At 66.7% G+C, this 26,407-nt stretch carries 24 protein-coding genes; 15 read left to right on the plus strand and 9 right to left on the minus strand.

Annotated features, from left to right (window positions below; all coding sequences use genetic code 11):
* Nucleotides 1-81 precede the first annotated feature (81 nt).
* The 9 genes from I4Q42_RS10440 (at nucleotide 82) to I4Q42_RS10480 (ending at nucleotide 9,846) form a co-directional block, all read left to right on the plus strand.
* Nucleotides 82-585 carry a flavin reductase family protein gene (locus I4Q42_RS10440; RefSeq protein ID WP_198576015.1) on the plus strand — a complete coding sequence of 168 codons (504 nt, stop codon included), beginning with the start codon at nucleotides 82-84 and terminating at the stop codon, nucleotides 583-585.
* Between the two features lie 245 nt (nucleotides 586-830).
* A complete protein-coding gene (locus tag I4Q42_RS10445) occupies nucleotides 831-1,949 on the plus strand; it encodes an FAD-dependent oxidoreductase (RefSeq protein WP_198576016.1) in 1,119 nt (372 codons plus the stop codon).
* 52 nt (nucleotides 1,950-2,001) lie between these two features.
* The gene (locus I4Q42_RS10450) at nucleotides 2,002-2,904 is read left to right on the plus strand and encodes a VOC family protein (RefSeq protein WP_198576017.1); all 903 of its coding nucleotides are present in this window, start codon (nucleotides 2,002-2,004) and stop codon (nucleotides 2,902-2,904) included.
* Nucleotides 2,905-2,915: 11 nt separating this feature from the next.
* Entirely contained in the window at nucleotides 2,916-4,067 is a 1,152-nt protein-coding gene (locus I4Q42_RS10455) for an alpha/beta hydrolase family protein (protein WP_198576018.1), read from the plus strand.
* Nucleotides 4,064-4,612, plus strand: coding sequence for a cupin domain-containing protein (locus I4Q42_RS10460; protein WP_198576019.1), 549 nt, complete (start codon nucleotides 4,064-4,066; stop codon nucleotides 4,610-4,612). The genes I4Q42_RS10455 and I4Q42_RS10460 overlap by 4 nt, the downstream gene beginning before the upstream one ends.
* The gene (locus tag I4Q42_RS10465) at nucleotides 4,609-5,583 is read left to right on the plus strand and encodes a fumarylacetoacetate hydrolase family protein (protein ID WP_198576020.1); all 975 of its coding nucleotides are present in this window, start codon (nucleotides 4,609-4,611) and stop codon (nucleotides 5,581-5,583) included. Before I4Q42_RS10460 ends, I4Q42_RS10465 begins: the two co-directional genes overlap by 4 nt.
* Nucleotides 5,584-5,863: 280 nt before the next feature.
* A complete protein-coding gene (locus I4Q42_RS10470; protein WP_198576021.1) occupies nucleotides 5,864-6,805 on the plus strand; it encodes a LysR family transcriptional regulator in 942 nt (313 codons plus the stop codon).
* A gap of 159 nt (nucleotides 6,806-6,964) precedes the next feature.
* A complete protein-coding gene (locus tag I4Q42_RS10475) occupies nucleotides 6,965-9,259 on the plus strand; it encodes a TonB-dependent receptor (protein WP_198576022.1) in 2,295 nt (764 codons plus the stop codon).
* A 77-nt stretch (nucleotides 9,260-9,336) separates the two neighbouring features.
* Entirely contained in the window at nucleotides 9,337-9,846 is a 510-nt protein-coding gene (locus I4Q42_RS10480) for a hypothetical protein (protein WP_198576023.1), read from the plus strand.
* Between the two features lie 165 nt (nucleotides 9,847-10,011).
* On the opposite strand, the gene I4Q42_RS10485 is transcribed toward I4Q42_RS10480, so the two are convergent.
* Nucleotides 10,012-10,704 carry a hemerythrin domain-containing protein gene (locus I4Q42_RS10485; protein ID WP_198576024.1) on the minus strand — a complete coding sequence of 231 codons (693 nt, stop codon included), beginning with the start codon at nucleotides 10,702-10,704 and terminating at the stop codon, nucleotides 10,012-10,014.
* Nucleotides 10,705-10,845: 141 nt separating this feature from the next.
* Here I4Q42_RS10485 and ligD point away from each other — a divergent pair, with 141 nt between their 5' ends.
* On the plus strand, nucleotides 10,846-13,536 hold the full coding sequence (ligD, locus tag I4Q42_RS10490; protein ID WP_198576025.1) for a DNA ligase D: 2,691 nt from the start codon (nucleotides 10,846-10,848) through the stop codon (nucleotides 13,534-13,536).
* 3 nt (nucleotides 13,537-13,539) lie between these two features.
* Entirely contained in the window at nucleotides 13,540-14,142 is a 603-nt protein-coding gene (locus I4Q42_RS10495) for a hypothetical protein (protein ID WP_198576026.1), read from the plus strand.
* On the opposite strand, the gene ku is transcribed toward I4Q42_RS10495, so the two are convergent.
* The 5 genes from ku to I4Q42_RS10520 all read right to left on the minus strand — a co-directional run bounded on the left by ku (nucleotide 14,139) and on the right by I4Q42_RS10520 (nucleotide 18,156).
* Nucleotides 14,139-15,041 carry a non-homologous end joining protein Ku gene (gene ku / locus I4Q42_RS10500; protein WP_198576027.1) on the minus strand — a complete coding sequence of 301 codons (903 nt, stop codon included), beginning with the start codon at nucleotides 15,039-15,041 and terminating at the stop codon, nucleotides 14,139-14,141. The two genes, I4Q42_RS10495 and ku, sit on opposite strands and share 4 nt — an antisense overlap.
* An 80-nt stretch (nucleotides 15,042-15,121) precedes the next feature.
* Nucleotides 15,122-15,364: a DUF5961 family protein gene (locus tag I4Q42_RS10505; protein WP_198576206.1), complete on the minus strand. Its 243-nt coding sequence runs from the start codon at nucleotides 15,362-15,364 to the stop codon at nucleotides 15,122-15,124.
* A gap of 57 nt (nucleotides 15,365-15,421) precedes the next feature.
* Nucleotides 15,422-15,718, minus strand: a complete 297-nt coding sequence (locus tag I4Q42_RS10510; RefSeq protein ID WP_198576028.1) for a hypothetical protein — start codon at nucleotides 15,716-15,718, stop codon at nucleotides 15,422-15,424.
* 728 nt (nucleotides 15,719-16,446) lie between these two features.
* The gene (locus I4Q42_RS10515) at nucleotides 16,447-16,710 is read right to left on the minus strand and encodes a DksA/TraR family C4-type zinc finger protein (RefSeq protein WP_198576198.1); all 264 of its coding nucleotides are present in this window, start codon (nucleotides 16,708-16,710) and stop codon (nucleotides 16,447-16,449) included.
* 210 nt (nucleotides 16,711-16,920) lie between these two features.
* The gene (locus tag I4Q42_RS10520; protein ID WP_198576029.1) at nucleotides 16,921-18,156 is read right to left on the minus strand and encodes an NADH:flavin oxidoreductase/NADH oxidase family protein; all 1,236 of its coding nucleotides are present in this window, start codon (nucleotides 18,154-18,156) and stop codon (nucleotides 16,921-16,923) included.
* 90 nt (nucleotides 18,157-18,246) lie between these two features.
* Between I4Q42_RS10520 and I4Q42_RS10525 the strand changes: the two genes are divergently transcribed.
* Nucleotides 18,247-18,846, plus strand: coding sequence for a TetR/AcrR family transcriptional regulator (locus tag I4Q42_RS10525; protein WP_198576030.1), 600 nt, complete (start codon nucleotides 18,247-18,249; stop codon nucleotides 18,844-18,846).
* Between the two features lie 101 nt (nucleotides 18,847-18,947).
* Here I4Q42_RS10525 and I4Q42_RS10530 read toward each other — a convergent pair whose 3' ends face one another.
* The 3 genes from I4Q42_RS10530 to I4Q42_RS10540 all read right to left on the minus strand — a co-directional run bounded on the left by I4Q42_RS10530 (nucleotide 18,948) and on the right by I4Q42_RS10540 (nucleotide 23,394).
* Nucleotides 18,948-19,829, minus strand: a complete 882-nt coding sequence (locus I4Q42_RS10530) for a VOC family protein (protein WP_198576031.1) — start codon at nucleotides 19,827-19,829, stop codon at nucleotides 18,948-18,950.
* 94 nt (nucleotides 19,830-19,923) lie between these two features.
* Nucleotides 19,924-20,658, minus strand: coding sequence for an SDR family oxidoreductase (locus I4Q42_RS10535; protein WP_198576032.1), 735 nt, complete (start codon nucleotides 20,656-20,658; stop codon nucleotides 19,924-19,926).
* Nucleotides 20,659-20,721: 63 nt separating this feature from the next.
* Nucleotides 20,722-23,394, minus strand: a complete 2,673-nt coding sequence (locus I4Q42_RS10540; protein WP_332873061.1) for a TonB-dependent receptor — start codon at nucleotides 23,392-23,394, stop codon at nucleotides 20,722-20,724.
* A 293-nt stretch (nucleotides 23,395-23,687) separates the two neighbouring features.
* Between I4Q42_RS10540 and I4Q42_RS10545 the strand changes: the two genes are divergently transcribed.
* From I4Q42_RS10545 to I4Q42_RS10555, 3 genes are all read left to right on the plus strand, one after another.
* Entirely contained in the window at nucleotides 23,688-24,527 is an 840-nt protein-coding gene (locus I4Q42_RS10545) for an alpha/beta fold hydrolase (RefSeq protein WP_198576034.1), read from the plus strand.
* Nucleotides 24,528-24,624: 97 nt separating this feature from the next.
* Complete coding sequence (locus tag I4Q42_RS10550) at nucleotides 24,625-25,422, plus strand: 2-keto-4-pentenoate hydratase (protein WP_198576035.1); 798 nt, start codon at nucleotides 24,625-24,627, stop codon at nucleotides 25,420-25,422.
* On the plus strand, nucleotides 25,419-26,381 hold the full coding sequence (locus I4Q42_RS10555; protein ID WP_198576036.1) for an acetaldehyde dehydrogenase (acetylating): 963 nt from the start codon (nucleotides 25,419-25,421) through the stop codon (nucleotides 26,379-26,381). Before I4Q42_RS10550 ends, I4Q42_RS10555 begins: the two co-directional genes overlap by 4 nt.
* Nucleotides 26,382-26,407 lie beyond the last annotated feature (26 nt).

Raw genomic sequence — 26,407 nt, forward strand, 5'->3', positions numbered from 1 at the left:
GTTTATGCCCCCATCAAGCCTTTGAATTGGCCAGGAAAAAGCGGGTGCGCTCTAAGGGCGGCGGGTTTGGAGACCGCCTTCGTGACCATTGATCCCGACCGTTTCAAGCTGGGCATGCGCCAGTTGGGCGCCAGCGTCTGCGTCATCACCACGCTACAATCCGACGGCGCCCGGGCGGGGTTCACCGCAACGGCCGTCTGCTCGCTCTCGGCCGATCCGGCCCTGCTGCTGTGCTGCGTGAACCTCTCGAGTCGGTCCTTGGGCGTGATCCGCCGCACGGGCCTGTTCGCCGTCAATGTTCTGAGCGCCAGGGACGAGCGGGTCGCGCGCCAGATGGCCAGCTCCCGATCCGACGAACGCTTCGCCCTGGGAGCGTGGAAACGGCTTGCAACAGGGGCTCCGATCTTGAGTTCGGCCCTGGCGAGCTTCGACTGCGCCTTGGACCGCGTGGTCGAAGCCGGCACCCACGCCATCTTGATCGGCGCGGTGCGCGAGGTGGCGGTCGCGTCGGCGTCCGCTTCGCCCTTGCTCTACCACGATGGAAACTATGGGGCCTTCGAGGTGATGTCGCCGACGCTGGCCTGACGGTCCCGAACGGGCTGATCGGTCCGCTTATGCGTCGTGTCGACGGCCTCATCCAGAGGCGGCGTCTGTAGCGTCCGGTCGGGACGACGGCCAAGCCCGCCGGAAATAGCGTTCGAGAACAAGGTTCGACGTATTCACCGCAAGGCTTCGAGCTATTCAAACAATCGGTTTTGTCGATAGCGCTCGTCTTCCTACCCTGGAGATAACGCGAATTGTCGAACGCTTCGCGACCTCGGGAGGACAGTATGAATTTGGACCAGGTGCTGATCGTTGGCGGGGGTATCGCCGGGCTCACCTCGGCCATCGCGTTGCGCGCCAAAGGCTTCGATGTCGACGTCGTGGAGCAGGACCCCAACTGGTCCGTCTACGGGGTGGGGATCATTCAGCAGGGCAATGTGGTCCGCGCCGTGGCGCAACTGGGCGTTCTCGAGGACTACCTGGCCGCCAGCTACCCCTTCGCGGGCCTTGAGATGTTCGCCCCCAACGGGGCGCATCTGGTCAGCATCCCGACGCCGAAGCTGGCGGGCGAGGACTATCCGGCCAATCTCGGGATCTCGCGTCCCGCGCTGCACAAGGTGCTCGGTGACCGCGCCCTGGCCGCCGGCGCCAAGATCCGCCTGGGACTGACGATCGAGCATTTCGAGGACCAGGGCGACCAGGTCAGCGTCGTGTTTTCCGATGGAACGACCGGCGTCTACGGCCTGGTGATCGGCGCCGACGGCCTCTACTCCAAAACCCGCTCGATGCTGTTTGGCGATCGCTACGCGCCCGCCTTCACCGGCCAGGCGGTGTGGCGCTACAACCTGCCAAGACCAGACGACGTGACCGCGCTGCATGTCTACACCGGTCCCAACAGCGTGGGCCTGGTGCCGTTGTCTGACGAGGCCATGTACCTCTTCGTCACCTCGCCGGAGCCGGGAAATCCCTGGTTCGCGCTCGAGGATCGCGCCGCGGAGATGCGCTCGCGGCTCGCCTTCGCCGGTGGTCGCATCGGCGCGCTGCGCGAACAGATCGTCGATGACGCTGCCGTCGTCTACCGACCGCTCGAAGCCCTTTTCGTCGATCGCGACTGGTTCGAAGGGCGCGTGATCCTGATCGGCGACGCGGCCCACGCCACCACCCCGCATCTGGGCCAGGGCGCGGGCATGGCCATCGAGGACTCCCTGGTCCTGGCGGACGAGTTGGCGAAGGCCAAGGACCTGCCGACGGCCCTGAGCGGCTTCATGGCGCGGCGCTACGACCGTTGCAAATTCATCGTCGAGGCCTCGCTGGAGGTCGGCCAGTGGCAGCTGGACCGCCGCACCGACGTCGACAACCCCGGCATGGTCCATCGGATGTTCGAAGTCACATCCCAGCCGATCTGATCGGACTGGCGCAACACCACGCGGTCCTGCCGCACCTTGGAGAATATTGGATATGGCGCGCGTTTCGGAAATCCGCTTCGTCGGATACGCGGTCCCCGGTCTTGAGGCCGAACGAAAATTCTACACGGACGTCTGGGGGCTGACGGAAGTCGCCGCCGAGGACGGCCTGGCCTATTTCGCGGCCGCCGGAACCCCGGAAAAGTACGTCGTGCGGCTGCGCCAGGCAGACGAGCCGCGCATCGACGTCATCGCTTGGGCCGCGCAGAACAGGGCCGATGTCGACGCCCTGTTCGAACAGGTCCAGGCTGAGGGCGGCAAGATCATCAGCCCGCCCGCCGAACTGACGTCCCTGGGCGGCGGCTATGGCTTTCGGTTCTTCGACCCCGACGGCCACACCCTGCAGATCTCGGCCGAGGTCGAGCAAGGACCCTCGCGCGACCTGAAGCGCAACGAGGCGATCCCCACCAAGATCAGCCACGTCGTCATGCACGCGCCCAATCACAAGGCGACGGTGGCCTGGTACGAGAAGGCCTTGGGCTTCAAGGTCTCCGACTGGCTCGGCGACTTCATGTGCTTCCTGCGTTGCAACAGCTGGCACCACCGGCTGGCCTTCCTGCCGGGACCGCCGTGTCTCAACCACGTGGCCTATGATGTCCTGACCGTCGACGACATGATGCGCGGCATCGCGCGGCTTAAGAAGAACGACATCGACATCCAGTGGGGGCCTGGCCGCCACACGGCCGGCAACAACACCTTCAGCTATTTCATCAGCCCGGGCGGCAACGTCGTCGAATACACCTCGGAGCTGGAGTCCGTCGACGACGAGACCTGGCAGATGACGGTCCACAAGCCGACCCCCGACACCATGGACCAGTGGGGCGTCGGCGTCGGCGGCCCGCAGACCATGCCTCATCCCGCGCCCGACAAGGGCCTCTGGAAGGCCCCCGCGGCTTAAGGACCTCAGTGATGTTCGAGTATTTCAAGAACTACGTCTGGAACCTGTCGGTCGACATCGCCATCGAGAGCGGCGCCCAGATCGGCGAGATCGACGAGATGTGCCGGCCGATGCGCGACGCGGTCGATCGCGGCGACGACGCGGGCACCGGCGAGTTTCTCAAGCACTGGGTGGCCATGGCCGACAAGCTGTCGGACCTGGCGGCCGAGGACGAGGCCCTGGGCCGCGATTTCAGCGCCGGGACCAAGCTGCAGCGCGCCAGCCTCTACTACGTGACCGCCGAGCGCATGCAGGGCCACGGCCATCCGGGCCGCCAGGAGACCTACGCCAAGGCCCGCGCCGCTTTCGATCGCGCCATGGCTCGGGGCCGCGAGAACGCCGAGCGCGTCGAAATCCCCTATGAGGGCGGCGTCATCGCCGGCGTCTTCGTCAAGGCGGCCGGCGAGGGGCCCAAGCCGGTGGTCGTCTATGTCAACGGCCTGGATAGCAACAAGGAGCTGCTCTACTGGAGCGGCCTGCCGGCGGCCCTGCTGCGCCGGGGCGTCTCGACCCTGTGCATCGACCAGCCGGGCTCGGGCGAGGCCCTGCGCCTGCACGGCCTGCACGCCACGCACGAGAGCGAGCGTTGGGCCTCCAAGGTCGTCGACTATCTGGAAACCCGGCCCGAGGTCGACGCATCCCGCATCGGCATGACCGGCATCTCGCTGGGCGGCTACTACACGCCGCGCGCGGTGGCCATGGAGCCCCGGTTCGCGCTGGGCGCGGTCTGGGGCGCCAATCACAATTGGGCCGAGGTTCAGCAAAAGCGCCTGGCCCGCGAAGGTGAAAACCCCGTGCCGCACTACTGGGCCCACGTTCAATGGGTGTTCGGCGCGACCGACATGGACGACTTCCTGGCCAAGTCCGCGGGCATGACCCTCGACGGGGTGGTCGAGAAGATCAAGGTGCCGTTCCTGGTCACCCACGGCGAGCGCGACCGCCAGATCGGCCTGACCTACGCCCACCAGACCTTCGACCAGCTGACGGGCAGCCCCAAGCGAGAGTTGAAGATCTTCACCGACCGCGAAGGCGGGGTCGAGCATGTCGGCGTCGACAACATGAGTTACGGGCGAGATTTCATCGCCGACTGGATTGCCCAGACCTTCGGGGAGAAAACCGCATGAGCCCGCGTCCCGTCCGCGTCGTCGTCACCGGCCACGATCCGCAAGGCGTGGCGTTCATCCAGTCCGACGGCCCGGCCGGCCGTGTCTTCGACAAGCTTGGCCAAGAGGGCCTGGTGTTCCACGAGATCTGGAATACCCCGCAGACCCCCGTGCTGATCGACAAGGCCGGCGGACAGCCGCCCGAGGACAAGCTCGCCCTGGCGCCGCCCAAGGGCGGCGCGCGTATCCGCGTGCTCGATATCCCGCCCGACGATCCGGCGGTCGTGCTCGACGAGGTGTTCGAGGCCATCGATGCGGCGGACAACTACAAGGGCGCGACCAGTGACCGGCACGCCAGCTTCCATCGCACCGAGACGCTCGACTACGGCATCGTGCTCGAGGGCGAGCTTGTGCTGATCATGGACGAGGGCGAGGCCACCGTGCGGGCCGGCGATATCGTCGTCCAGCGCGGCACCAACCATGGTTGGGCCAACCGGACTGACAAGAACTGCCGCATCGCCTTCATCCTGATCGATGGGCAATACACGGACGGCCTGGAAGGATGAAGCTCGCGACCTTGCCCGACGGCTCCCGCGACGGCTGGCTCGTGGTGGTGTCGCGCGACCTCAAGGGCGCGGCCTCGGCCGGCAAGCTGGCCCAGTCGATGCAGGAGGCGCTCGACGGATGGGACGAGATCCACGCCGATCTCCAGGCCCTCTATGAGGATCTCAATCTCGGCAAGGCCGCCGGCTCGTTCAGGTTCGATCCGAAGGTGGCCTTGGCGCCCTTGCCGCGCGCCTATCAGTGGCTCGACGCCTCGGCCTTCCTGTCGCACGGTGTCCTGATGCAACGGGCGCTCGGCCTCGAGGTCAGTCCTCAGGTCGACGCCAAGCCGCTGATGTATCAGGGCGGCTCTGACGACTTCCTGGGCCCCTGCGCGCCGGCGTGCTTCCCCAGCGAAGCGCACGGCATCGACTTCGAAGGCGAGTTCGGGGTGATCCTGGCCGACACCCCCATGGGCGTATCGGCCGAGGCGGCCGAGGCCTCCATCCGCCTGGTGGTCCAGCTCAACGACTGGAGCCTGCGCGGTCTGGCCAAGCGCGAGATGGCCTCGGGTTTTGGGTTCCTGCAGGCCAAGCCGTCGACGGCCTTCGCGCCGGTCGCCGTCACGCCCGACGAACTGGGCCCAGCCTGGGTCGATGGGCGGATCAAGCTGCCGTTGAACGTGACCTGGAACGGCGAGACCTTCGGCAATCCCGATGGCGGCAAGATGGACTACCGGTTCGGCCAACTGATCGCCCACGCTGCGGCCACGCGCCGGCTGCGGGCCGGAACGATCCTTGGCACAGGCACGGTCTCCAACGCCGACGCCGAGGCGGTCGGATCGGCCTGCGTGTCCGAGCGCAGGGCGCTGGACGCCATCGCCGGCCGGGAACCGACGGCGTTCCTGCGCTATGGCGACCGGGTGAGGATGGAAGCGCTGGGGCCGGACGGCCAGGCGCTGTTTGGCGCGATCGACCAGGTCGTCAGCGCCTGACATCAAGATCGGGACGTCGAGACGGCGGCCGGGGCGACACCGCGCCGGCCGCTTCGTCTTGTCGACGCGACGTCAGGCGGGGTTTCCGCGTCGGACATTTACCGGGGCTGGCGAAGGACAAGACGGTTGAGTCTTGGGCGGCTGGGGGAGGGGTGTCGCGACAGAACCTCCGTCGCGCGCAATAGACGAGCTGGTATGAATTCATGCCATAGATAGTTCAAAGCCTCGAAAACAGAGGCGCCGGTTCGCCGTGGGACCGGCGATCGTAGGGAGCGACGGCATGCGGTTCCAAGGCCTTGACCTCAATCTACTGGTGGCGCTGGACGCCTTGCTGACCGAGCAGAACGTCTCGGCCGCGGCGGAAAACGTCCATCTCAGCCAGTCGGCGATGAGCAGCGCCCTCAACCGCCTGCGCGACTATTTTGGCGACGACCTGCTGAGCATCCAGGGTCGGCGCATGGTTCTGACGCCGCGCGCCGAAAGCCTGGCCGATCCGGTTCGCACGGCGCTGCTGCACATCCGGTCGACCATCACCACCCAGCCCACCTTCGATCCGGCGACGGCGAAACGGGCTTTCACGCTCTCGGCCTCGGACTACGCCCAGACCGTCGTGGTGGCGCCGGCCTTGGCCAGGGTTCGCGAGATCGCGCCGGGGCTGTCGTTCGACATCACCGCGCCGGGGCCGGCGGCCCAGCGCGCGCTGGAGCAGGGGGAGCTGGACATCTATCTGAGCCTCGAACAGTTCGCCGTCGCCGACCATCCGCACGCGGCCCTCTTCGAGGACGACTACGTGGTCGTCGCTTGGAAGGACAACCCGCTGACCCAGGGCGGCGTCGACGCGGCGCTCTATTTCGATCTGGGGCACGTGTCCGTGCAGTTCGGGCCCGCTCGACTGCCAGCGTTCGACGAGTGGTTCATCAAATCGGCGCGCCAGCCTCGCAAGGTCGAGGTCACCGTCCCATCGTTCGTCATGGCCCCGCAGTTCCTGATCGGAACCAGCCGGATCACCACCATGCACCGGCGCCTGGCTGAAACCTTCGCCGCGACCCTGCCGATAGCGGTCTTTCCCGTGCCGTTCGAAATCCCGAAGGTTCGCCAAGTCGCTCAATGGCATCGTTTCAACGAGCGCGACGAAGGCATCCGCTGGCTGGTCGCCCAAATGAGAGAGACGGCCGGGGAAGCTCCTCATAAATCCAACCTATCCAATCTATTCACGGTGTGAATAGAGCCTATCCAATCATTGCGTTTGTCCGGTTCTCTGTTTCGCCGCCCAATGGTTTTCGCAAGGCTGAGGGCCGCGTCTCTCAGTTGCACGATCAACGACCGCCAAGAGCTCAAAAGGGCCGGCGGCAACTGGCCCTAGGCCAGTATGGGGAGCGAAATGAACCGGAAGCACCATCGTCTTTTGGCGTCCGTCGCCACGATCGCCCTGAGCACGTCGGCCGCCAGCGCCGCCTTCGCCCAGGACACGCAGCAGACCGCGGCCAGCCAGAGCGTCAGCCTCGAAGAGGTGGTCGTCACCGCCCAGCGGCGCGAAGAAAATCTCCAGAAGACCGCCCTGGCGGTCAGCGCCGTGACCGGCGACACCCTGACCCGGTCCAGCGTCACCCAGGCGACCGACCTGACGCGTCTGGTGCCGGCGATCCAGATCGCCCCGGCCGCCGCCTTCACCCAGATCTATTTGCGCGGGGTGGGCACCTTTGGGGCCAACGCCTTCGCCGAACAGGGCGTGGCCTTCAATCTCGACGGCGTCTACCTGTCGCGTCCGGCCGCGCCGGCCGGCCTGTTCTACGATCTGGAGCGGATCGAGGTGCTGAAGGGCCCGCAAGGCACGCTCTACGGCCGCAACGCCACCGGCGGCGCCGTCAACGTCATCACCGCCAAGCCCAAGCTGGGCGAGACCGGCGGCAATCTGTCGGCCGAGTACGGAAACTACGCCGCGACCAAGGCCTCGGGCGCGGTCAATGTGCCGATCGGCGAGACCGCGGCCCTGCGGGTCTCGGGTCAATACGCCAAGCACGATGGCTATTTCAGCGACGGCTATGACGACGAGGACACCAAGGCCGTTCGCGCCCAACTGCGCTTCCAGCCGGACGGGCCGATCGACGTGCTGCTCAGCGCCGACTACGCCGACGTCGGCGGCAAGGGCTCGGGCGGCGCGATCATGCCGCTGGTCGATGGCGACGCGCGCCTGGGTCCCAGCGATCCCAGGGTGCTGGCGGCCTATCTGGCCCGCACGCCCACAGCGCCCGTTCCGCAGCTGATCGCCAAGGACGACGGCTATCAGGACAACAGGTTCAAGGGCGTTTCGGCCACGATCAACGCAGACCTCGGCTTTGCCAAGCTGACCATCATTCCAGCCTGGCGCAAGACGGACCTGGATTTCCGCAGCTACGCGTCGAGCTTCCTGATCGACATCACCGAGGCCTCCGAGCAACGCTCGCTCGAAGCGCGGCTGGGTGGTTCGACCGATCGCCTGAACTGGGTGGTGGGCGCCTACGGCTTCTCCGAGGACGTCGACGCCGATCAGCTGTTCGACCAGGCCAGCAACGCCTCCTATATCCGCTCCAAGCTGAAGACGAGGAGCTTGGCGGCTTTCGGCCAGGCGACCTGGTCGCTCAGCGACCAGCTGCGGGTGACGGGCGGTCTTCGCTACACCAAGGACAACAAGAAGCAGGACAGCTACTCCGAAAACCGGCCCTTCGTCGGCTTCGCGCCGCCGGTGGGGCCGACCTTCACCCCGATCATCCTGGTGGTGCCGACCACGGCTGCCACCGACGTGGACTTCAAGAAGGCCACCTGGAAGGCGGGGCTGGAATATGACCTGGCCGAGCGCTCGCTGCTCTATGCCAACGTCGCGACCGGCTTCAAGTCCGGCGTCCTCTTCGCCGCCAGCGGCAAGAACTATTCCCAGCCCGAGATGCTGACGGCCTACACGATCGGCTCCAAGAACCGCTTCCTCGACAACCGGCTGCAGCTGAACGTCGAGACCTTCTACTGGGACTACAAGGACCAGCAGATCTCCCACCTGGGCGCGGTGCAGGTGGCCACCACGCCGGGCGGCCCGATCTACGGGCCGCTGTTCACGACCGAGAACGCCGGCAAGGCGGCGATCTACGGCGCCGAGGCCGACGTGATGTTCCAGGCCACCGCCAACGACCTGGTCACCGCCAATCTCCAGTATCTGCACGCTCAGTATGACGACCTGAAATACCAGGCCTATTCCACCACCGGCGCGGCGCCCGCGGTCGGCTGCGCGGTCGCGCTGACCTCGCAGACCGGCACCAGCGCCGCGGCCAAGATCTACAATGTCGACTGTTCGGGGCGGCCCGTCGTCAATGCGCCGCGCTACGTGATCAACCTGGGCTACGAGCACCGCTTCCCGCTCAGCAACGGCGCCAGGATCGTCTTCGGCGTCGACACCCGACTGGAAGGCTCGCGCTACCTGTCGACCGACTACCTCGCCGACGGTCGCCAAGGCAGCTACAGGATGTCCAACGCCCGGGCGAGCTACGAGACCGAGGACGGGCGCTACGTCTTCACCGGCTTCGTCAACAACATCGAAGACGAGGTGGTCTTCGCCAATTCCCTGCAAAGCCCGGTCAAGTCCGGCACGGTCTACAATCAGGTTCGGCCGCCGCGCACCTACGGTGTTCGCGTCAGCGCCAAGTTCTAGTCCTTACCGAGACTTCCGCGGCGTGGTCGGTGAGAGCCGGCCGCGCCGTCCTTTTCCCGCTTGGTCGGAGACCGCCCATGAGCCTGGCGCATCGTCGCTACGTCGCTGTCGAGACCGCGGTCAGCGTGGTGATCAACATCATCCTGAGCGGCGCTTTCACCTGGCTGTTCTTCGGCGGGCGCACGAGCATCGCCTATGCAGGGCCGCACGGATACGGCGTCGACGTCTTCCCGCAAACCTTCGCGATCGCCCTGATGAGCGTGCTCGTACCGAGCTTGCTCACCCGCAAGCGCCTGGCCAGCGGCAAGGCCCAACCGCTTGCCGGCGCCGGCTGGCTTCCGGCCAGGTTGGTCTTGCGCGCACCCTTGCTGGCCGTGGCGGCGACCACGCTGCTGGGCGGAGGCTTCTATGGCCTTGGCCAGTTTGGTCTGCCGCAAACGGTGACCGTCTCGACCTTGCTGGCCATCAAGCTCGTCTACGGCGCGCTGGTGGCGGTGGTGGTCACGCCGATCGGCCTGATCGCCGCCTTGAAGGAGCCCGCGCGTCCGGTCGCGACAGACGCGCGGCCAGGACAGAGACTGGCCTGAGCCGGCCGCGCGCCTTGCTGGATCGCACCGACATCATCGGGCTTTGACACGGCGCCAAGCCTAGGCAACCTTCAGCGGGCGTTTATTTCCCCTATTCCTGCGGCCGAGCTTGGTTCGGGGGTGTAGCGACCAGCCCTGGGTCGCATTGAACCGTGCCCGGCGCGATCAAGGCGCCTGTTCCGTGCGGTCGCCCATCTGCAGGGGACCTGCGCTGTTGCGGCCGATCTCCTGAAGATCCGACTCGGCGTCGGCCTCGCCCATGAACGAGCGCGGCTCGGCGACCTCAGAGTGGCTCGAGGACTGCAACTGGCCCCCGGCCTCTGAAGCGCCGACGCCGAAAACGTAGCGGCCGTATTCCTCGGCGTATCGCCGGGTCAGGAAATCCTGGTCGGGGGCCTTCTCCTTCAGCTCAAGGAACCAGGTCCCTTCTTCCTCGAACATGTGATGCAGCACCGCGCCCTGGATGTGCTCGAGCTTCTCTCGCCAGGCGTCCTCGGCCGGATCGATGCGCTCCAGCTCGGCCATCTGCATCTTGGCGGTCGTCTGCTCGGTATAGGCTTGGCCCGCGTGGCCCTTCTCGCCAGTCTTGGCCAGCGCCGGATAGAGCACCACCTCCTCGGCCAAGGAATGGCCGTTCAGCACGGTGGCCAGGGCCTTCAGAGCGGCGATGCGATCCTGCGGCGACGCGGCGCTTTGGGCCTGCTCGAAGGCCGAACGGATCTGGCCGTGATGACCGAGCGCCATCGAAAGCCAATCCCCCGGCGTCGCGGCCGCGCGAGCCTTGGCTGTCGCCTTGTCCCGGGCCTCCTGGCTTTCTGGCGGCGTGATGGCCCCCAGCACCTTGTCCACGATCGACATGTCCTGCCTCCTCCAAAGCTCGCTGACACAAGCGTCCATGGGCGCGCCGGTTCCTAAGGCCAGGCTAGTTGCAGGGCGTTCTTAGGCGGCGATGGCGGATCAGCCGGCGGGCTTGGTCGTTAGGTCCGCAAAGGAATCGCCATGGCCAGCTCCAAGCCCCAGACCACAGCCCATCCCAAGCTCGCCAAATATCAGGAGATGCGCGACTTCTCGCGCACGGCCGAGCCGGCGGGCAATGACAAGGTCAAGCCGTCCCAGGCCCTGCGGTTCGTCATTCAGAAGCACGCGGCCAGCCATCTACATTTTGACCTGCGGCTGGAGTTCGAAGGCGCCTTCAAATCCTGGGCCGTGCCCAAGGGGCCGTCGATGGACCCGGCCGAACGGCGCCTGGCCATGGAGGTCGAAGACCATCCGCTCGACTATGGCGACTTCGAGGGCACGATCCCGAAGGGCCAATACGGCGGCGGCACGGTGATGCTGTGGGATCGCGGCTATTGGGCGCCCGAAAAGGGGTTCGAGAAGATCGGCGCGGCCCTGGCCAAGGGCGAGCTGAAGTTCGTCATGGAAGGCGGACGCCTGCATGGCTCCTGGGTCATCGTGCGCACCAAGCGCGACAGCAAGGGGCGCGCCAGCTGGATCCTGATCAAGCACCGCGACGACGCGGCCCAGCCCGGCAACCCCGCCGGCCCGACCGACCAGGACCGCTCGATCGCCTCGGGGCGGACCATGATCGACATCGCCAATGGCAAGGGCAATGCTGCAACGCCGTTCATGACCGGGGAGGGCGCCGACGCCGGCGCGGTCTGGCAAAGCAACCGCGACGACAGCGCTTCGGCCGGCTTGACCAAGCCGGCGAAGACAACCGTCACGGGCAAGGCCCCAGCCAAACCCCAAGCCAAGACCAAGACCGTCAAGGCGTTGCCGGACTTCGTCGAGCCGCAACTGACCAAGCCGGCGGAAAAGCCGCCCGCCGGCCCGGGCTGGGCCCATGAGATCAAGTTCGACGGCTACCGGATGCAACTGCGAACGGTGGGAGGCAAGGCGACCTTGCGCACGCGCAAGGGGCTGGACTGGTCGGCCAAGTTTCCGGAGATCACGAAGGCGGGGGCGGGCCTTGCCGATGGGATCATCGATGGCGAGGTCTGCGCCCTGGACCATACCGGGGCGCCGGATTTCGCGGCCCTGCAGGCGGCGATCTCCGAGGGCGCGACCGCCGACCTGGTGTTCTTCGTCTTCGACCAGCTGTTCGATGGTAAGGCGGACCTGCGCGACCTACCCCTGGCCGAGCGCAAGGCGCGTCTGGCCGACCACCTAAAGGGGACTGGGCCGAACCTGCGCTATGTCGATCACTTCATCACCGCCGGGGACGCGGTGCTGCTGTCGGCCTGCCGCATGGACCTTGAAGGGATCATCTCCAAGCGCCTGGACGCGCCCTACCGCTCGGGACGAGGCGAGACCTGGACCAAGTCCAAGTGCCGAGCCGGCCACGAGGTGGTGATCGGCGGCTACACCACGACCAATGGCGCTTTCCGCTCGCTGATCGCCGGGGTCCACCGCGACGGCAAGCTCTTGCACATCGGCCGCATCGGCACCGGGTTTGGCCGCGACAAGGTCGCGGTGATCCTTCCGAGGCTGAAGGCGCTCGAGACGCCAAAGTCACCGTTCGAGGGCAAGGAAGGGCCCAGCCGGGCGTGGCGGCTCGGGGAGGTCCACTGGGTGCGGCCCGAGCTTGTCGCCGAGATCGAATACGAAGGCTTCACCGCCGAGGGCCAACTGCGCCAGGCCGCCTTCAAGGCCCTGCGCGAGGACAAGCCCGCCGCCGAGGTGGAGGCCGAGACGCCCGCGCCGGCCGACACCGCCCTGGCCGAGCCCAAGGCCCAGAAGGCCGTTCCCGCTGCCGCAGCGGTGAAATCACCGACCGTGAGCGCCAAGGGCTCGGCCGTGGTCATGGGGCAGACGATCTCCAACGCCGGCAAAACCCTCTGGCCAGACGCCAATGACGGACGCCCCGTGACCAAGCTGGAGCTTGCGCAATATTACGAGACGATCGGCCCCTGGATGATCGAACATCTGCGCGGCCGGCCATGCTCGATGATCCGCATGCCCGACGGCGTCGACGGGGCGCAGAAGTTCTTCCAGCGCCACACCAGCCAAGGCCAATCGGCCCTGATCACCGAGGTCGAGGTCTGGGGCGATCGCAAGCCCTACCTGCAGTTCGACAAGGTCGAGGCCCTGGTCGCCGCCGCCCAGGTCGGGGCGCTGGAGCTGCATCCCTGGAACAGCGAGCCTTTTCTTCCCGAGCAGCCGGGGCGACTGGTCTTCGACCTGGATCCTGCGCCCGACGTGCCGTTCGAGCGGGTGATCGAGGGCGCGCGCGAGGTGCGCGACCGCCTGCAGGATCTGGGTCTCGTGTCGTTTTGCAAGACCACCGGCGGCAAGGGCCTTCACGTGGTGACCCCCCTGTCGGCCGAGGGCCTTGATTGGGATGTCGCCAAGGCCTTCGCCCGCGACGTCTGCAAGGCCATGGCCGCCGATGATCCCGAGCGTTACTTGATCACCATGGCCAAGAAGGATCGCGGCGGGCGGATCTTCCTGGACTATCTGCGCAACGACCGGATGGCCACGGCCGTGGCGCCGCTGTCGCCGCGCGGGCGACCCGGCGCGCCGGTGTCGATGCCAATCACCTGGACCCAGGTGAAGAAGGGCCTGGATCCGGCCCGATATACCCTGCGCACGGTCCCAGCCTTGGTCGCCAAGCTGACGGCCTGGGAAGACTATTGCGATGGCGAGCGGCCGCTGGAGCCGGCCATCCGCCGACTGGGCAAGGTGTGACCCATGGCAAAGGCGGCCAGGCGACGGCTGAAGGTCTTCCAGGCCCAGTTCGGATTTCACGACTCCGTGGTGGCCGCGCCGTCGCAGGCCGCGGCCCTGGCCGCCTGGGGCATTCGCCAGAACCTCTTCGCCGAGGGACGAGCCAAGCTGACCGACGACCCGGACGCCGTGGTCGCGGCCCTGGCGCATCCCGAGGTTCCGTTGCGCCGAGCGGTGGGGTCACGTGATCCGTTTACGCTCGACCCGGGCCTCCCTGACCTTCCGGCTGGGCCGAAGATCTCGCGGGCCAAGCCAAACCTGAAACTTGTGCCCAAGGCGGATGCGGCGCGGCGTGTGCTCAAGCCGGAGCCGGAGCCGGAGCCGGAGCCGGAGCCAGCGCCACCCAAGCCGCCGCCGGACCGCGCGCCCCTTGTCGCGGCCGAGCAACGGCTTGCCGCGATCGAAATCGAGCGCACGGCTCAAGCAGCGGACCTCCAAGCGCGGCGCGACGCCTTGGAGGCCGAGGCGCTGGCGGCCCGTCGGGCTTGGGCCAAGGACCGCAAGGCCGCGCAAGAGGCGCTCGACAAGGCCCGGCGGGCCTATCGCGCCGAGGGCGGCGAGCTCTAGCTGGCTTTCTTGTGCGCGGTCTTGGTCGGAGCCTTGACCTTGGCTTTCGTCGCCGGCTTCGCGGCGGCCTTGGCCTTGGTGTCGGACTTGCCGCTGTTCTTGGCCGGCGCCTTGGCGTCCGGCGCGCCCTTGGCCGACAGGCTGGCCCGAAGAGCGGCCATCAGATCCACCACATTGGTGTCCTCGGGTTCTTCGACCTTGGCGACCTTGTGACCCTTCTGCTTGGCGGCGATCAGATCTTTGAGCGCTTCCTCGTAGCGATCCACGAACTTGGACGGATCGAAGGGACCTTCCTGCTGCTCGATGATCTTCTGAGCGATGGCGATCATTTGCGGGTCCGGATCCTTGTCGCTGATCCCGCCGAAGATCTCGTCCTCCTTGCGCACCTCCGCATCGGTGCGCAGCGTATAGGCGAGGATGCCCTTGCCGCGCGGCTCCAGGGCCACGATGCGCTCGCGACTGGACATCACCACCCGGCCAATGCCGATCTGGCCAGCTCGGGCCATGGACTCGCGGATCACCGCGAAGGCCTCCTGGGCCAGCTTGCCGTCGGGGACCAGATAGTAGGGATTGTCCCAATAGACCCGGTCGATGTCCTCGGCGGGCACAAAGGTCTCGATGTCGATGGTCTTGGTGCTCTCCAGCTTGACGCTATTGATCTCTTCCTGGGTCAGCAGGATGTACTCGCCCTTGGAGACCTCGTAGCCCTTGACCAGGTCTGACCGCTCCACCGGCCCGGTGTCGGGGTCGGTGGTGATCATCTTGATGCGGTTGTTGGTCTTGGGATTGATCAGGTTGAAGTGCACCTCGCCGCCGGCGTTGGTCGCGGTGTAGAGCGCCACCGGGCAGGTCACGAGCGAGAGCCGAAGATGTCCTTGCCAGGTCGGGCGGTAAGCCATGTCCGTTGATCCTTGTCGCCCGCGGGTCCGCGACGGAGAGGGGCGTGGGGACTCAACGACGGCCCGGGTGATTCGTTTCGCTAGCCGCAGGCGGCGGTCTCGCCGGTCTCCAGGTCGATGCGGAAACAGTGCTCGTGATGGGTGTCCAGGTCGCGCACGATGACGCTGACCTCGCTGCCCTCGTCCGGCGCAATGGCCAGGTCCTCGACATAGGCCACGGCGGCGGCCTCGAAACTGGGCTCCTGGACGATGCGCGCGTGGTGCGGCCCGGCGTGACGGGCGTGGACGCTGAAGCGGCGATCGTCGTTGGCGGCCTGGGTCATCTGGATCTCCTTGGCCTTCTCAACGCGCGGCGCCGGGAAAGGATTCCTGGCCGGGTCTCAGGAGATCTTGCAGGCCCGAAGCATGGCCGTGGACCTGGCCACGGCCTCCTGGCTGGGCAGGCCCTTGCTGGCCCTGGCGCGCCTGAGGGCCGCAGAGCATTCCGCCGTCGGTGCCGGCCCGGCGGCGGCAGCGCCGATCGGTCCGCCCGCCTCAGGACGCGTCGGCCCCGTTCCAACGAAGACAAGTGCGGCGACGCTCAAGATCAGGACCAGGATCACGCCGACCCGCATCGCCAGGAGCCTTGGGACCTGGCGGTTGTCATGGGTTGGGGCGAGGCGCAGGGCGAGGGTCATGGAGCATCCGCAAACGCCCTAGAGTTGAGGCGATCAGGGCGCGGTTGCAAAGTGTCTTTGGGACTAAACCTAAAGAACGTCGGCCATCGTGTCCTGCCCGCCACGGTCTGCGACTGCAAGGGCGGCGTCGGCCGCCACAAGCCCGTTTAGGCCCCTAAGAGGGACGGCGGCGGCCGAGCAGATCGTCATCAACACATCGCTCGACCCTTCGGCAACGCCTAGCGCTCGGGCGGATTCTCGTCAGGCTCCGCTGAAGCTGTCGATCTGGCACGGCGACGCCGATGCCGTGGTCAACGCCGCCAACGGCGCCAACGGCGCCGCCCTCGCGGCGCAATGGGCGGGTCTTGCCGCAACGCCACGCCAGATCGAACCGCTCGGTGCGAGGACGCGGACAGTGTGGCGCGGCGCAAGCGATGGCGCGGCGGTCGAACTCAATGTCGTTCGTGGCATGGGCCTGGCGTTCCCCTGTCGACCCAAGGACAGGATGGCCTTTTCCGTGTCGCCTCCTACATGCTGAAGGTGGGGATGTCCTCGACCCTGGAGATCGCGCGCTTCTGGGACGCGCTTCTGGGATCTGGGAGCCGCGGCCGTCCACGGGGCGGCGGTCCCGACCGTGTGGGCGACTAGGCCGCGCGATAGATCCAGCCGGCAACATGGGCTCTACCGGCTGGGTGTGGCGCATGGGAACGAAGATAGAACATTTGTGCGCGGCTGGCGAGTCCGGCGTCTCATCGCAGCTGGCTGTCCTTGCTGCCGCGGCGATTGATGCCGCCGATCACCAACCGCTTGTCACGGCCCGACTGGCAATCGACGCAGGTGCGCGCCCCGGGCAGGGCCTGGCGGCGGGCGGGCGGAATGTCCTCGCCGCACTCCACGCAAAACGGCGAGCCCTCGCCAGCCGGCAGGCGCGCACGGGCATGCAACACGCCGTCTGTGACGGTGTCTTCGATCTGGTCCAGGACGCCGCCATCGTGGGTCCAGCCGCCTGCCATAGCCTTCAACACCCTCAAGCCGACAAGGACTTAGATGGGAATTGCCAACACGCGCGCCAAGCCCGGACCACGCCCGCGACCGGCGGGCGAATTGTCGCGGGCCTGGTCGGGACCGGCGGCGCAGGGCCCCGGACGGATGTCTAGATGCGGACGCGCGCGCCCGCACCTTTTACAATAGACAGAGCTTTGGCTCCGGTTGGGCCAGGCAGGTCAAGCTGCGGTCCGTCGACCAAGCCACGTCCTGTAGGTCCGCGTCAGCTTACGGCGACGGATTTGGTTCTGGATCAAGGACACCAGCGGTGAGGCCGTAGGCTTGGGTGAGCGGCCCCGGCTCATGCGCACCAGCTGGCGAACCACGAAGGCTTGGCCGGCCATGGAGGCCAGGCCGCTGTTCTTGGTCTTGAGGCGGGGCGGCGGCGCCACATCATGGTCGCCCGTCCGCCACAGGGCCGGCAGGCTCGGCTCGATCGCCAGCGCCGTGGCGACACCGACAACGGCCACGCCGCTGTCCAGGACGTTCTGGGCGATCGAGCGCCGGCGCACGCCGCCGGTGGTCATCAGCGGCATCTTCGCTACGGCGACCATCTCGGCGGCGAATTCCATGAAGTAGGCTTCCCGCCTAAGCGTGCCCTCGCTGGGCGAACCGCGCATGGCGGGGCTTTCGTAGCTGCCGCCGGACAGCTCCACTAGGTCCACGGCCTCAGCGTTGAGCCATTCCACGACGGTCCTGGCTTCATTGGCGCTGAAGCCGCCCTTCTGGAAATCGGAGGAGTTCAGCTTGACGGAGACGGCGAAGCCCGGTCGCACCGCCGCACGCACCGATCGAACGATCTCCATCAGCAGCCGTGCCCGGTTCTCGAGCGGTCCACCCCATCGGTCAGTTCTGCGATTGGAGAGCGGTGAGAGGAACTGCGATAGCAAATAGCCATGCGCGGCATGGACCTGGACGCCGTCGAAGCCGGCGCGCTCGGCCTGACGAGCTGTGTCGGCAAAGCGAGCGATCACCTCGTCGATCTGGGCTTGGCTCATCGCAACCGGTTTGGCGAAGAGCTTGGAGTGCTCGCCAAGATCCAGGGGAACGTCCGAAGCCGACCAGGACACCCCGCCCATGTCTTCGAACACCTGGCGGCCCGGGTGGTTGATTTGCATCCAGACCTTGGCGCCGCCGGCCTTTGCGGTCTTGGCCCAGGCCAGGAACCCGGCAAGGTCCGTGTCCGCTTCGAGCACCGTGCCGCCGGGGCCGGTCAGCGCCCGACCGTCGACCATGACGTTACCGGTCAGCAACAGCCCCGCGCCCCCTTCGGCCCAGCGCCGGTAGAGCGACCACAGCGCCGGCCCGGGCGTTCGGTCCGGCTGGGCCAGGTTCTCTTCCATCGCCGCCTTGGCGATGCGGTTGGGCAGGGTCTGGCCGCAAGGCAGGGGGAGGGTATCAAAGAGCTGGGTCATGGTGGATCCTGATGTGTACGGTGCATACATGATCCTAAAGTATGCGATGTCAACATGGACCTTTGCCAAGCCGCGTGAGACACAGGGGCGATGAACAATCGCGATCTCAGCCCGCCCGGGCCTGCCCGTGAGGCCTATCACCACGGAGATCTCGCGACGGCCCTGTTGGACGGCGCCCTGGCGCTGCTCGCCCAAGGCCATGAGCCATCGCTTCGCGCCGTCGCTCGCCAAGCCGGGGTGTCGACCATGGCTCCCTATCGCCACTACGCCGACAAGGACGCCTTGCTCGCCGCGATCGCGGTTCGCGGCCTGACCCAGCTCCACGACGCCGTTTTGGCGGCCGATCGGGCCGCGGCTCCCGGACGGGCGCTGGTCGCCCAGGCCCTGGCCTACGTCCGCTACGCCCACGACAACCCAGTGCTCTTTCGACTGATGTTCGGGCCCACGCGGCCAAGGGCGGACGAGGCGGTTTGCGATGCGGCCCAGGCGGTCAAGACCTTGATGCTGCAACGGCTGGTGAGCGAGGCGCCGGAACAGTTCAGCCCCGACAGGGCCATTGGTTGCTGGTCCCTCGTCCATGGCCTGGCCATGCTCGTTCTGGACGGCCTGCTGGACGACACCGACCCCAATCCGCTCGACGGCCTGGTCGAGCGCGTCGTCCAGACCATGCTTGAGGGACGACAGGGCTAGGCGGCGAGAAGCCGCACTCAACGGTCGCGCGCGGTGTGGGTCGAGACCGCCACCTTGAGGGGCCTTCGGCGGCGGCGCGCCGATGGATTCGTCGCCCGGCGTCAGCCCACGCGCTTATGTCCCCAGCTGCTCATCTTGTCGTGCCGGGCCACGCGCCAGGTGGCTGCGTCGACCTCCACGGCTCCTTGGCCGTACTCGACTTCGAAGCCTGACGGGGTGCGGGCGTAGAACGACACCATCTGGTCGTTGGTGTGCCGCCCCAGGGTCTGGACAAGCGTCCCCTTAGCGCGCTCCAGACGATCCAGAGCGAATCCGACCTCATCCAAGGTCCGGGTCTGGACCATGAAGTGATGCATGCGCTTGGGCGCTGGAAAGGGCAGGGGCACAAGGGCCAGCGTGTGGTGACGCCGGTTGCAGTGAAAGAACTCCAGGTCGATGGCGAACTCCGGGCTCAGCGCCATGCGGATGATGTCCGAGAGCGCAAAGCCCAACGCTTCGCAATAGAACCGCTTGGCCGCGGCGATGTCGCTGGTGGTCAGGACGATATGGCCCAGACCCTGCTCGCCGGTGATGAAGCCGCTGACCCCGGCCGGCGAGACGAACGGCTTTTCGGTGCGCAGGGTGGGGCCGTAGTAGATCTCGATCGCCAGACCTTCCGGATCCTGGCAGGAGATCAGTCCCGTGACCTGGCGCTCGGCCAATTGTTCGGGCGAGGCGGGGGTGAACGGAATATCGTGCGCGACCAGGCTGGCGCTCACCGCGTCCAGCGCCGCCGCATCGCTGACCTCGAAGCCGGCGAAGGCGATGTCGTCGGCCTCGCCGGCCTGGACGGCGATCCGCCAGGCGTGGTCATCGATCCGGAACCGCAGACCCTCGTCGGGTCCCTCGATCGGCATCATGCCGAGGACCTGTCCGCCATAGGTCTTCCAGGCCTCCAGGTCCGATACCGCAAAGCCGATATAGCCCAGGCTCGCTACGCTCATCGAAATGCTCCTTCTGGACGGACAACTTCGCCGATCGGGAAGGCCGTCGAAATCAAACAAGGCAGGGCGAGGTATCGATCGCATCGATAGGCGCTCACGGCGTGCTGCCCCCGTTGGCGACGATCAGCTGGCCGGTGATCCATCGCGCCTCGGGAGAGGCGAGGAAGCCGACAACGTCGGCGATGTCGTCGGGCGCGGCCAGGCGGCCCAGGCTGGTCTGGCTGGCGGCGTGCTGTTTCATCGCCGCTGGCATGGCGGCGGTCATGTCGGTCTCGACCACGCCGGGCAGGACGACATTGACGGTCACGCCCCGGCCCCCGACCTCCTTGGAAAGCGACCGGGAAAACTGCTCGATGGCGGCCTTGGAGCCGGCATAGAGCGCGGCGTTGGCTGCCCAGGTCCGGGTCAGGCCCGTCGAGAGGGTAATGATGCGCCCCCCGTTGGCGATCCGACCGGCGGCCGCCTGCAATAGGAAGAATACGCCCTTGGTGACGCCGAACAGGGCGTCGAACTGGGCCTCCGTGGCGGCCTGGAACGACCCCAGCAGTCCGACGCCTGCGACCGCCACGACGATATCGACCGCGCCGAAACGCGTTTCAGCGCGATCGAAGATCGGCGCGATGTCGGCCAGTTGCGTGATGTCGGCCCGGACGAGCTCGATCTGGCCGCCCGCCGCTTCGATCTCGGTCTTGAGCTGGTCGGCCGCGGCAGTGTCGCTGTGGTAGGAGACCACCAGGCGAACCCCGTCGCGCGCAAGCCGCCGGGCGACGGCCGCGCCGATTCCGCGCGAGCCGCCGACGATGATCGCCGTCTTTGCCGGGGTGCTCATGGGGTATCTCCTCGAGAAAGAGCGCGGCGGCAAGTCGCCTTGGCCGCCGCGCGAGGTAGGACCCTAGAACTGCTTGGTCAGGCTGATCCCGTAGGTGCGGGGGTCAGTGAAGAAGCCGTTTCGGAACAGCGCCGAGTCCGACAGGTAGAGATCGGTCACGGCCGTCTCGTCGGTGGCGTTCTTGACGTAGGCTTCGATGGTCAAGCCCTTGGGCTTGTTAGCCACCACCAGAGACAGGTTGACGTTCTCCCAGCCCTTCAGGCGGTCGGCCTCGGTGTTGTAGACCCGTGCGTAGGTGTGGGTCTGGCGGTAGTAGTCCCCGCGCAGCGAGACGCTCCAGTCGTTGGGCAGCACCCAGTCATATTGGGCGCCCAGCGATAGGGTCATGCTCGGGGCGTTGGGCAGTTCCTTGCCCTTGAGCTGGGTGACGAAGCCTTCGCTGGCCGCGGCGTTGTTGCAGATCGTCAGCAGCGCCGTCACCGGAAGGGTCCCGCTGTTGATGGCCGTCAGATAGCCGGCGATCAGGGCGGTGGGGGCGATGCAGGTCTGGCCGTTCGACGCCTTGACCACGGCATAGGCGGTGTTACCGGCCGTGCGGTTGAAGGTGTCGATCGAGCTGCCGGTCTTGATCTTGGTGTCGAGCAGACCCAGCGTGCCGTTGATCCGCAGGGGCGTGGTCGGCTTCCAGACGAACTCCAGTTCGGCGCCCTTGACCTCGGCGTCGACGTTCTCGACCACCGTCTGGCGGTTGGCGACCTTGGCGACCTGATAGTTCTTGTAGTCGTAGTAGAAGGCCGTGGCGTTCAGCTGCAGCGAGCCGCCCAGCAGGGTGTTCTTGGTCCCGATCTCATAGGCGTTGACGAACTCGGGATCGAACGAGGCCTTGGTTCCGGCAAAGCCAACCGCCGACGGCGGGTTCACGCCGCCGCCTTTGTAACCCTTCGAATAGAAGGCGTAGACCAGGGTGTCCTGGGTGAACGGCACGACCGGCTTCCAGTCAGCGCCGAAACGCCCGGTGACGGCCTTGTAGTCGGCCTTCTGCTGGGCAGGCGTGCCCACCGGATAGCCGCTGCCGGCGATAAGGGTCTCGGAGGGGATGTTGTCGACGGTCTTGTCATCGTGCGTCCACCGCAGGCCCAAGGTGAACTTCAGGCTGTCGGTGGCCTTGTAATAGGCCTCGCCGAACGCCGCGCTGGCCTTCAGGTGATAGGGCTGGCGCGACAGGAAGTAGTTGTGGCCGCTGCCGTCCGGCTCCTGGTTGGGGTCGATATAGATGCAGGTGGTCGAGGTCGCCGCGCAGGGGACGCCGCCATTGCGGGCGACCGCCAGGGCCGTGATGCCGTTGGAGACGACCTGGTAGGAGGTGTCGGTCTTGTAGTCGACGTAGATGCCGCCGACGTTGAAATTGAACGGCCCGTCGAAGTTGGACTGCAGCCGAAGTTCCTGGGTCCACTGTTTGAAATTGCCGCGCGAGATGTCGTAGGTGGCCAGGCGGTTGTAAGCGCCGATCTGCGGGTCGGTGAACACCCCGCCCGGCGAGATCGCCGTGCTGTTGAAGGTCCCCGTCGGCTGGGCCCGCGTATAGTCCTCGGACGAATAGACGTCATAGGTGCTGTAAGAGGTCAGCGAGGTCAGGGTCAGGCTGTCGCTCAGGGCATAATGCAGGTTCAGCTCGGCCACGTCGTTCTTGGCCCTGTACTTCGGATCGAAGCGGGACTCGATGTCACGCAGGCCCGGGGTCTGCATCTTGCCGGCGTAGGGGTCGCTGGAGATCAGGCCGGCGGCCAGAGCCGTGATGCCTTCGAGCGAGGCCAGGTAGTTGGGCGTGCCCAGGGCGCTGGCCGAGTAGATCGAGGTGGCCGAACAGCCCTGGCTCAGCAGACCGCGCTCGACATTGGCCAGGGCCGCGTTGCCCGAGACGGCCACGCCGCCGACGCTCGTGGGACCCTCGTCCTTGGTGCAATACATCTTGCCGATGCGCGAGCGACGGTCGTTTTCTTTGAAGTGCTCCCACATCAGGGTGGCGCCGAACTTGTCGTTGGGATCGAACGCCAAGGTGCCGCGCACCGAATAGAGGTCGCGGTTGTCGACGTCCGAACCCGTCGTCAGATTGGTCCCGAACCCATCGCGCTTGAGATAGGAGCCGGCCAGGCGCAAGGCGAACGTCTCGCCCAGGGGAAGGTTGATCATGCCGCGCGCCTTGCGGGCGTTGTAGTCGCCGACCTCGCCGCGCAGCATGGCCGAAAAATCGTGCGTCGGCTTGGCGGTGATGATGTTGACCACCCCGCCCGTGGCGTTGCGGCCATAGAGCGTGCCCTGCGGACCGCGGAGCACTTCCACGCGCTCGACGTCGTAGAACTCAGCTTCGAAGAGGCTGTTGGCGGTCAGCGGCGCGTTGTTGAGGTGGATGCCGGTGGCCGTGTCGCCCGAGGCGGTGTTGAGCTTGGAGCCGATGCCGCGGATCTGGAAGTTGTAGCCGATGGTGTTGGACTTGGAGAAAGTCACGTTCGGGATGGCCAGCTGCAGATTGGAGCCGCCGTCGATCTTCTGGCGCTCCAGCGTGGCCTGACTGAAAGCCGAGACCGCGATCGGAACGCTCTGCAGCGACTCCTCGCGCTTCTGAGCGGTGACCACCACCTCTTCGATGACCGTGCCCGGATTGGCGGGCGCCTCCTGAGCCGAAGCCTGTGAGACGAAGGCCGCGGCGGACGCGCCGGCAGCCAGCAGTAAGCGCAAGGAAAGCCCTTGTGACATCGTTTCCCCCTCAAACCATCGCGCCCCGACGGGCGACGTGGCCGGCTCTTTGTCCGGATTGGTGATCACGGCGTTGAGCGCCGTGACCCCATGCTGCGTCGGGATTGGCTGGGGGATCAGTCGATAATCCATATGCAGCCATCGATCCGGCTGATGGATCGCCGTTCGGCGAGCCGGACCTATCGATCAGGCGGAAGGCTGGCTTTGCGAAATCGATTTGCCTGAAGGGCGGCGGCGGCGGCGACTGAGCAAAAATTCGGGACGCCAGGAACGCCATGACCAACACGCTTGAGAGCCGCTTCGCTGACGCCGGCGCGCGGCAGATCCACTACCATGTGACCGGCCAGGGCCCGGCGGTGATGCTGCTGCATGGCGGCGGACCGGGCGCGGCGGGCTATTCCAACTACCGCCGCAACATCGAGATCCTCAGCCAAGTCTTCACGGTCTACGTCCCCGATCTGCCCGGCTACGGTCAGTCGACCAAGGGCCTGAACATGGCCGACCCCTTCGGCGATATCGCCCAGGGTCTCGCCGCGTTCATGGACGCCATCGGCCTGGACAAGGCGCACATGGTCGGCAACTCGCTGGGCGGGGCGGCGGCCCTGCGCCTGGCGCTCGACCACCCCGCCAAGGTCGACCGCCTGGTGCTGATGGGACCCGGTGGCGGTCAGGGCCTTTTCACCCCGACCCCGACCAACGCCCTGATGCAGCTTCTGACCTACTACCACGGAGACGGCCCCAGCCAGGCCAAGCTGAAGGCCTTCATTCAGCAACTGGTGTTCAATCCCGGGGAGATCGGCGACGACACCATCGCCGAACGTTTCGAGACCAGCGCCCACCCCGACATCCTGGCCGCGCCGCCGCTGCGGCTGGCCCCCGAGGCGATCAACGCCCCGGTGCTATGGCGTGACCCGCGCCTGCCGGGTCTCAAAGCGCGCACCCTGATCCTGTGGGGAATGGATGACCGGGTGAACCCGGTCGACGGGGGCTTTGTGTTCCTCAAGTCCATCCCCGGCGCGGAGATGCACCTGTTCACCGGCTGCGGTCATTGGGTGCAGTGGGAAAAGGCCGAGGCGTTCAACGCCCTGGTGGCCGAGTTCCTGGCCAGGGGCTGACCTATCAACCGGGTGGATGCCTGGGTTCAAAACTATCGAATTTTCTAAAGTGTTGGGTGGGTCGATGGTCCGACCCAACACACCCCGGGGAGGGAACATGACCACGGATTTGACCTCCATCGTCGATGAGGTCGCCGACGCCCTGTTTGAGGCGCGGGCGACAGGGCGGGCGATCGATCCCGTCCGCAAGCGCCTGCCGTCCAAGGACATCCAGGCCGCCTATGCAGTTCAGCAGCGCAATGTGGCGCGCCAGCAGGCGGCCGGGGCCAAGGTCGTCGGCCGCAAGATCGGCCTGACCTCCAAGGCCGTGCAAACCCAGCTCGGCGTCGACCAACCCGATTTCGGCGTGCTGTTCGACTTCATGGGCGTCTATGGCGACGAGGTGGAGCTGCCCCTGACGGGTCTGATCTCACCGCGGATCGAGGCGGAAATCGCCTTCGTCCTGGGCCAGGATATCACCCAGGCCGGACTTTCCCGCGAGCGCCTCGAAGCCGCGATCGCGTCGGTCGCCGCCTCGGCCGAGATCGTCGACAGCGCCATCGCCGGCTGGGACATCGATATCGTCGACACCGTCGCCGACAACGCCTCCAGCGGCGCCTTCGTGCTCGGCTCGCCTGAACCCTACGTTCCCGGTTGCGACCTGCGATCGCCGACCATGCGCCTGATCCGCGGCGGCGAGATCGTATCCAGCGGCGTGGGCGCCGCAAGCCTCGGCGACCCGTTGATCGCGCTGGCCTGGCTAGCCGACACCGCCGTGGCCTTGGGGGCGCCCCTGCGGGCTGGCGACGTGATCCTGGCCGGCGCGCTGGGCCCGATGATCCCACTTCAACCTGGCCTGCACACGGTCGAAATCGACGGGTTCGCGCCCGTCGTCATCAAGGCGATCGCCGCATGAGCCAGACCACGAACGAACGCAAAGCGAAGGTTGCGATCATCGGGTCGGGCAATATCGGCACGGACCTGATGATCAAGGTGATGCGCCTGTCCAAGAGCCTGGAGATGGGCGCCTTCGTCGGCATCGATCCGGAATCGGACGGCCTCAAGCGCGCCGAGCGCCTGGGCGTGCCGATCACCGCCGGCGGCATCGACGGCTTGGTCGCCCTGCCGAACTTCGCCGACATCGCCATCGTCTTCGACGCCACCAGCGCTGGCGCCCACAAGCACCACGACGCTGTGCTGCAAGCCCACGGCAAGCAGGTGATCGACCTGACGCCCGCCGCCATCGGCCCCTATGTCGTGCCGCCGATCAATGGCGTGGCCAATCTCGACGCGACCAACGTCAACATGGTCACCTGTGGCGGCCAGGCGACCATCCCGATGGTCGCGGCGGTCAATAGTGTCGCCAAGGTGCACTACGGCGAGATCGTCGCCTCGATCGCCAGCAAGTCGGCTGGCCCCGGCACCCGGGCCAATATCGACGAGTTCACCGAGACCACCTCACGGGCCATCGAGACCGTGGGCGGGGCCACGCGCGGCAAGGCGATCATCGTGCTCAATCCGGCCGAGCCGCCGCTGATCATGCGCGACACCGTCTATTGCCTCTGCGACGACGCCGACACCGCCGCCATCGAGGCCTCGGTCGAGGCCATGGTCGCCGAGGTCCAGGCCTATGTGCCCGGCTACCGCCTAAAGCAGAAGGTGCAGTTCGAGCGCCTGGGCGCCAACGACCCGCTGTTCATTCCCGAGATGGACCAGGCCTTCACCGGCTTGAAGGTGACGATCTTCCTCGAGGTCGAGGGCGCGGCCCACTACCTGCCGGCCTATGCCGGCAACCTGGACATCATGACGTCGGCGGCCCTGAAGACCGCGGAAAAGATCGCCGCCAGCCGGGGCTGGTCGCAGGTGGCGTCGTGAAGCGGCTTCGACCAGAGCGTTCGAGC

Origin of the sequence: Caulobacter hibisci (genome assembly GCF_016135805.1) — a bacterium.
GTDB lineage: Bacteria > Pseudomonadota > Alphaproteobacteria > Caulobacterales > Caulobacteraceae > Caulobacter > Caulobacter hibisci.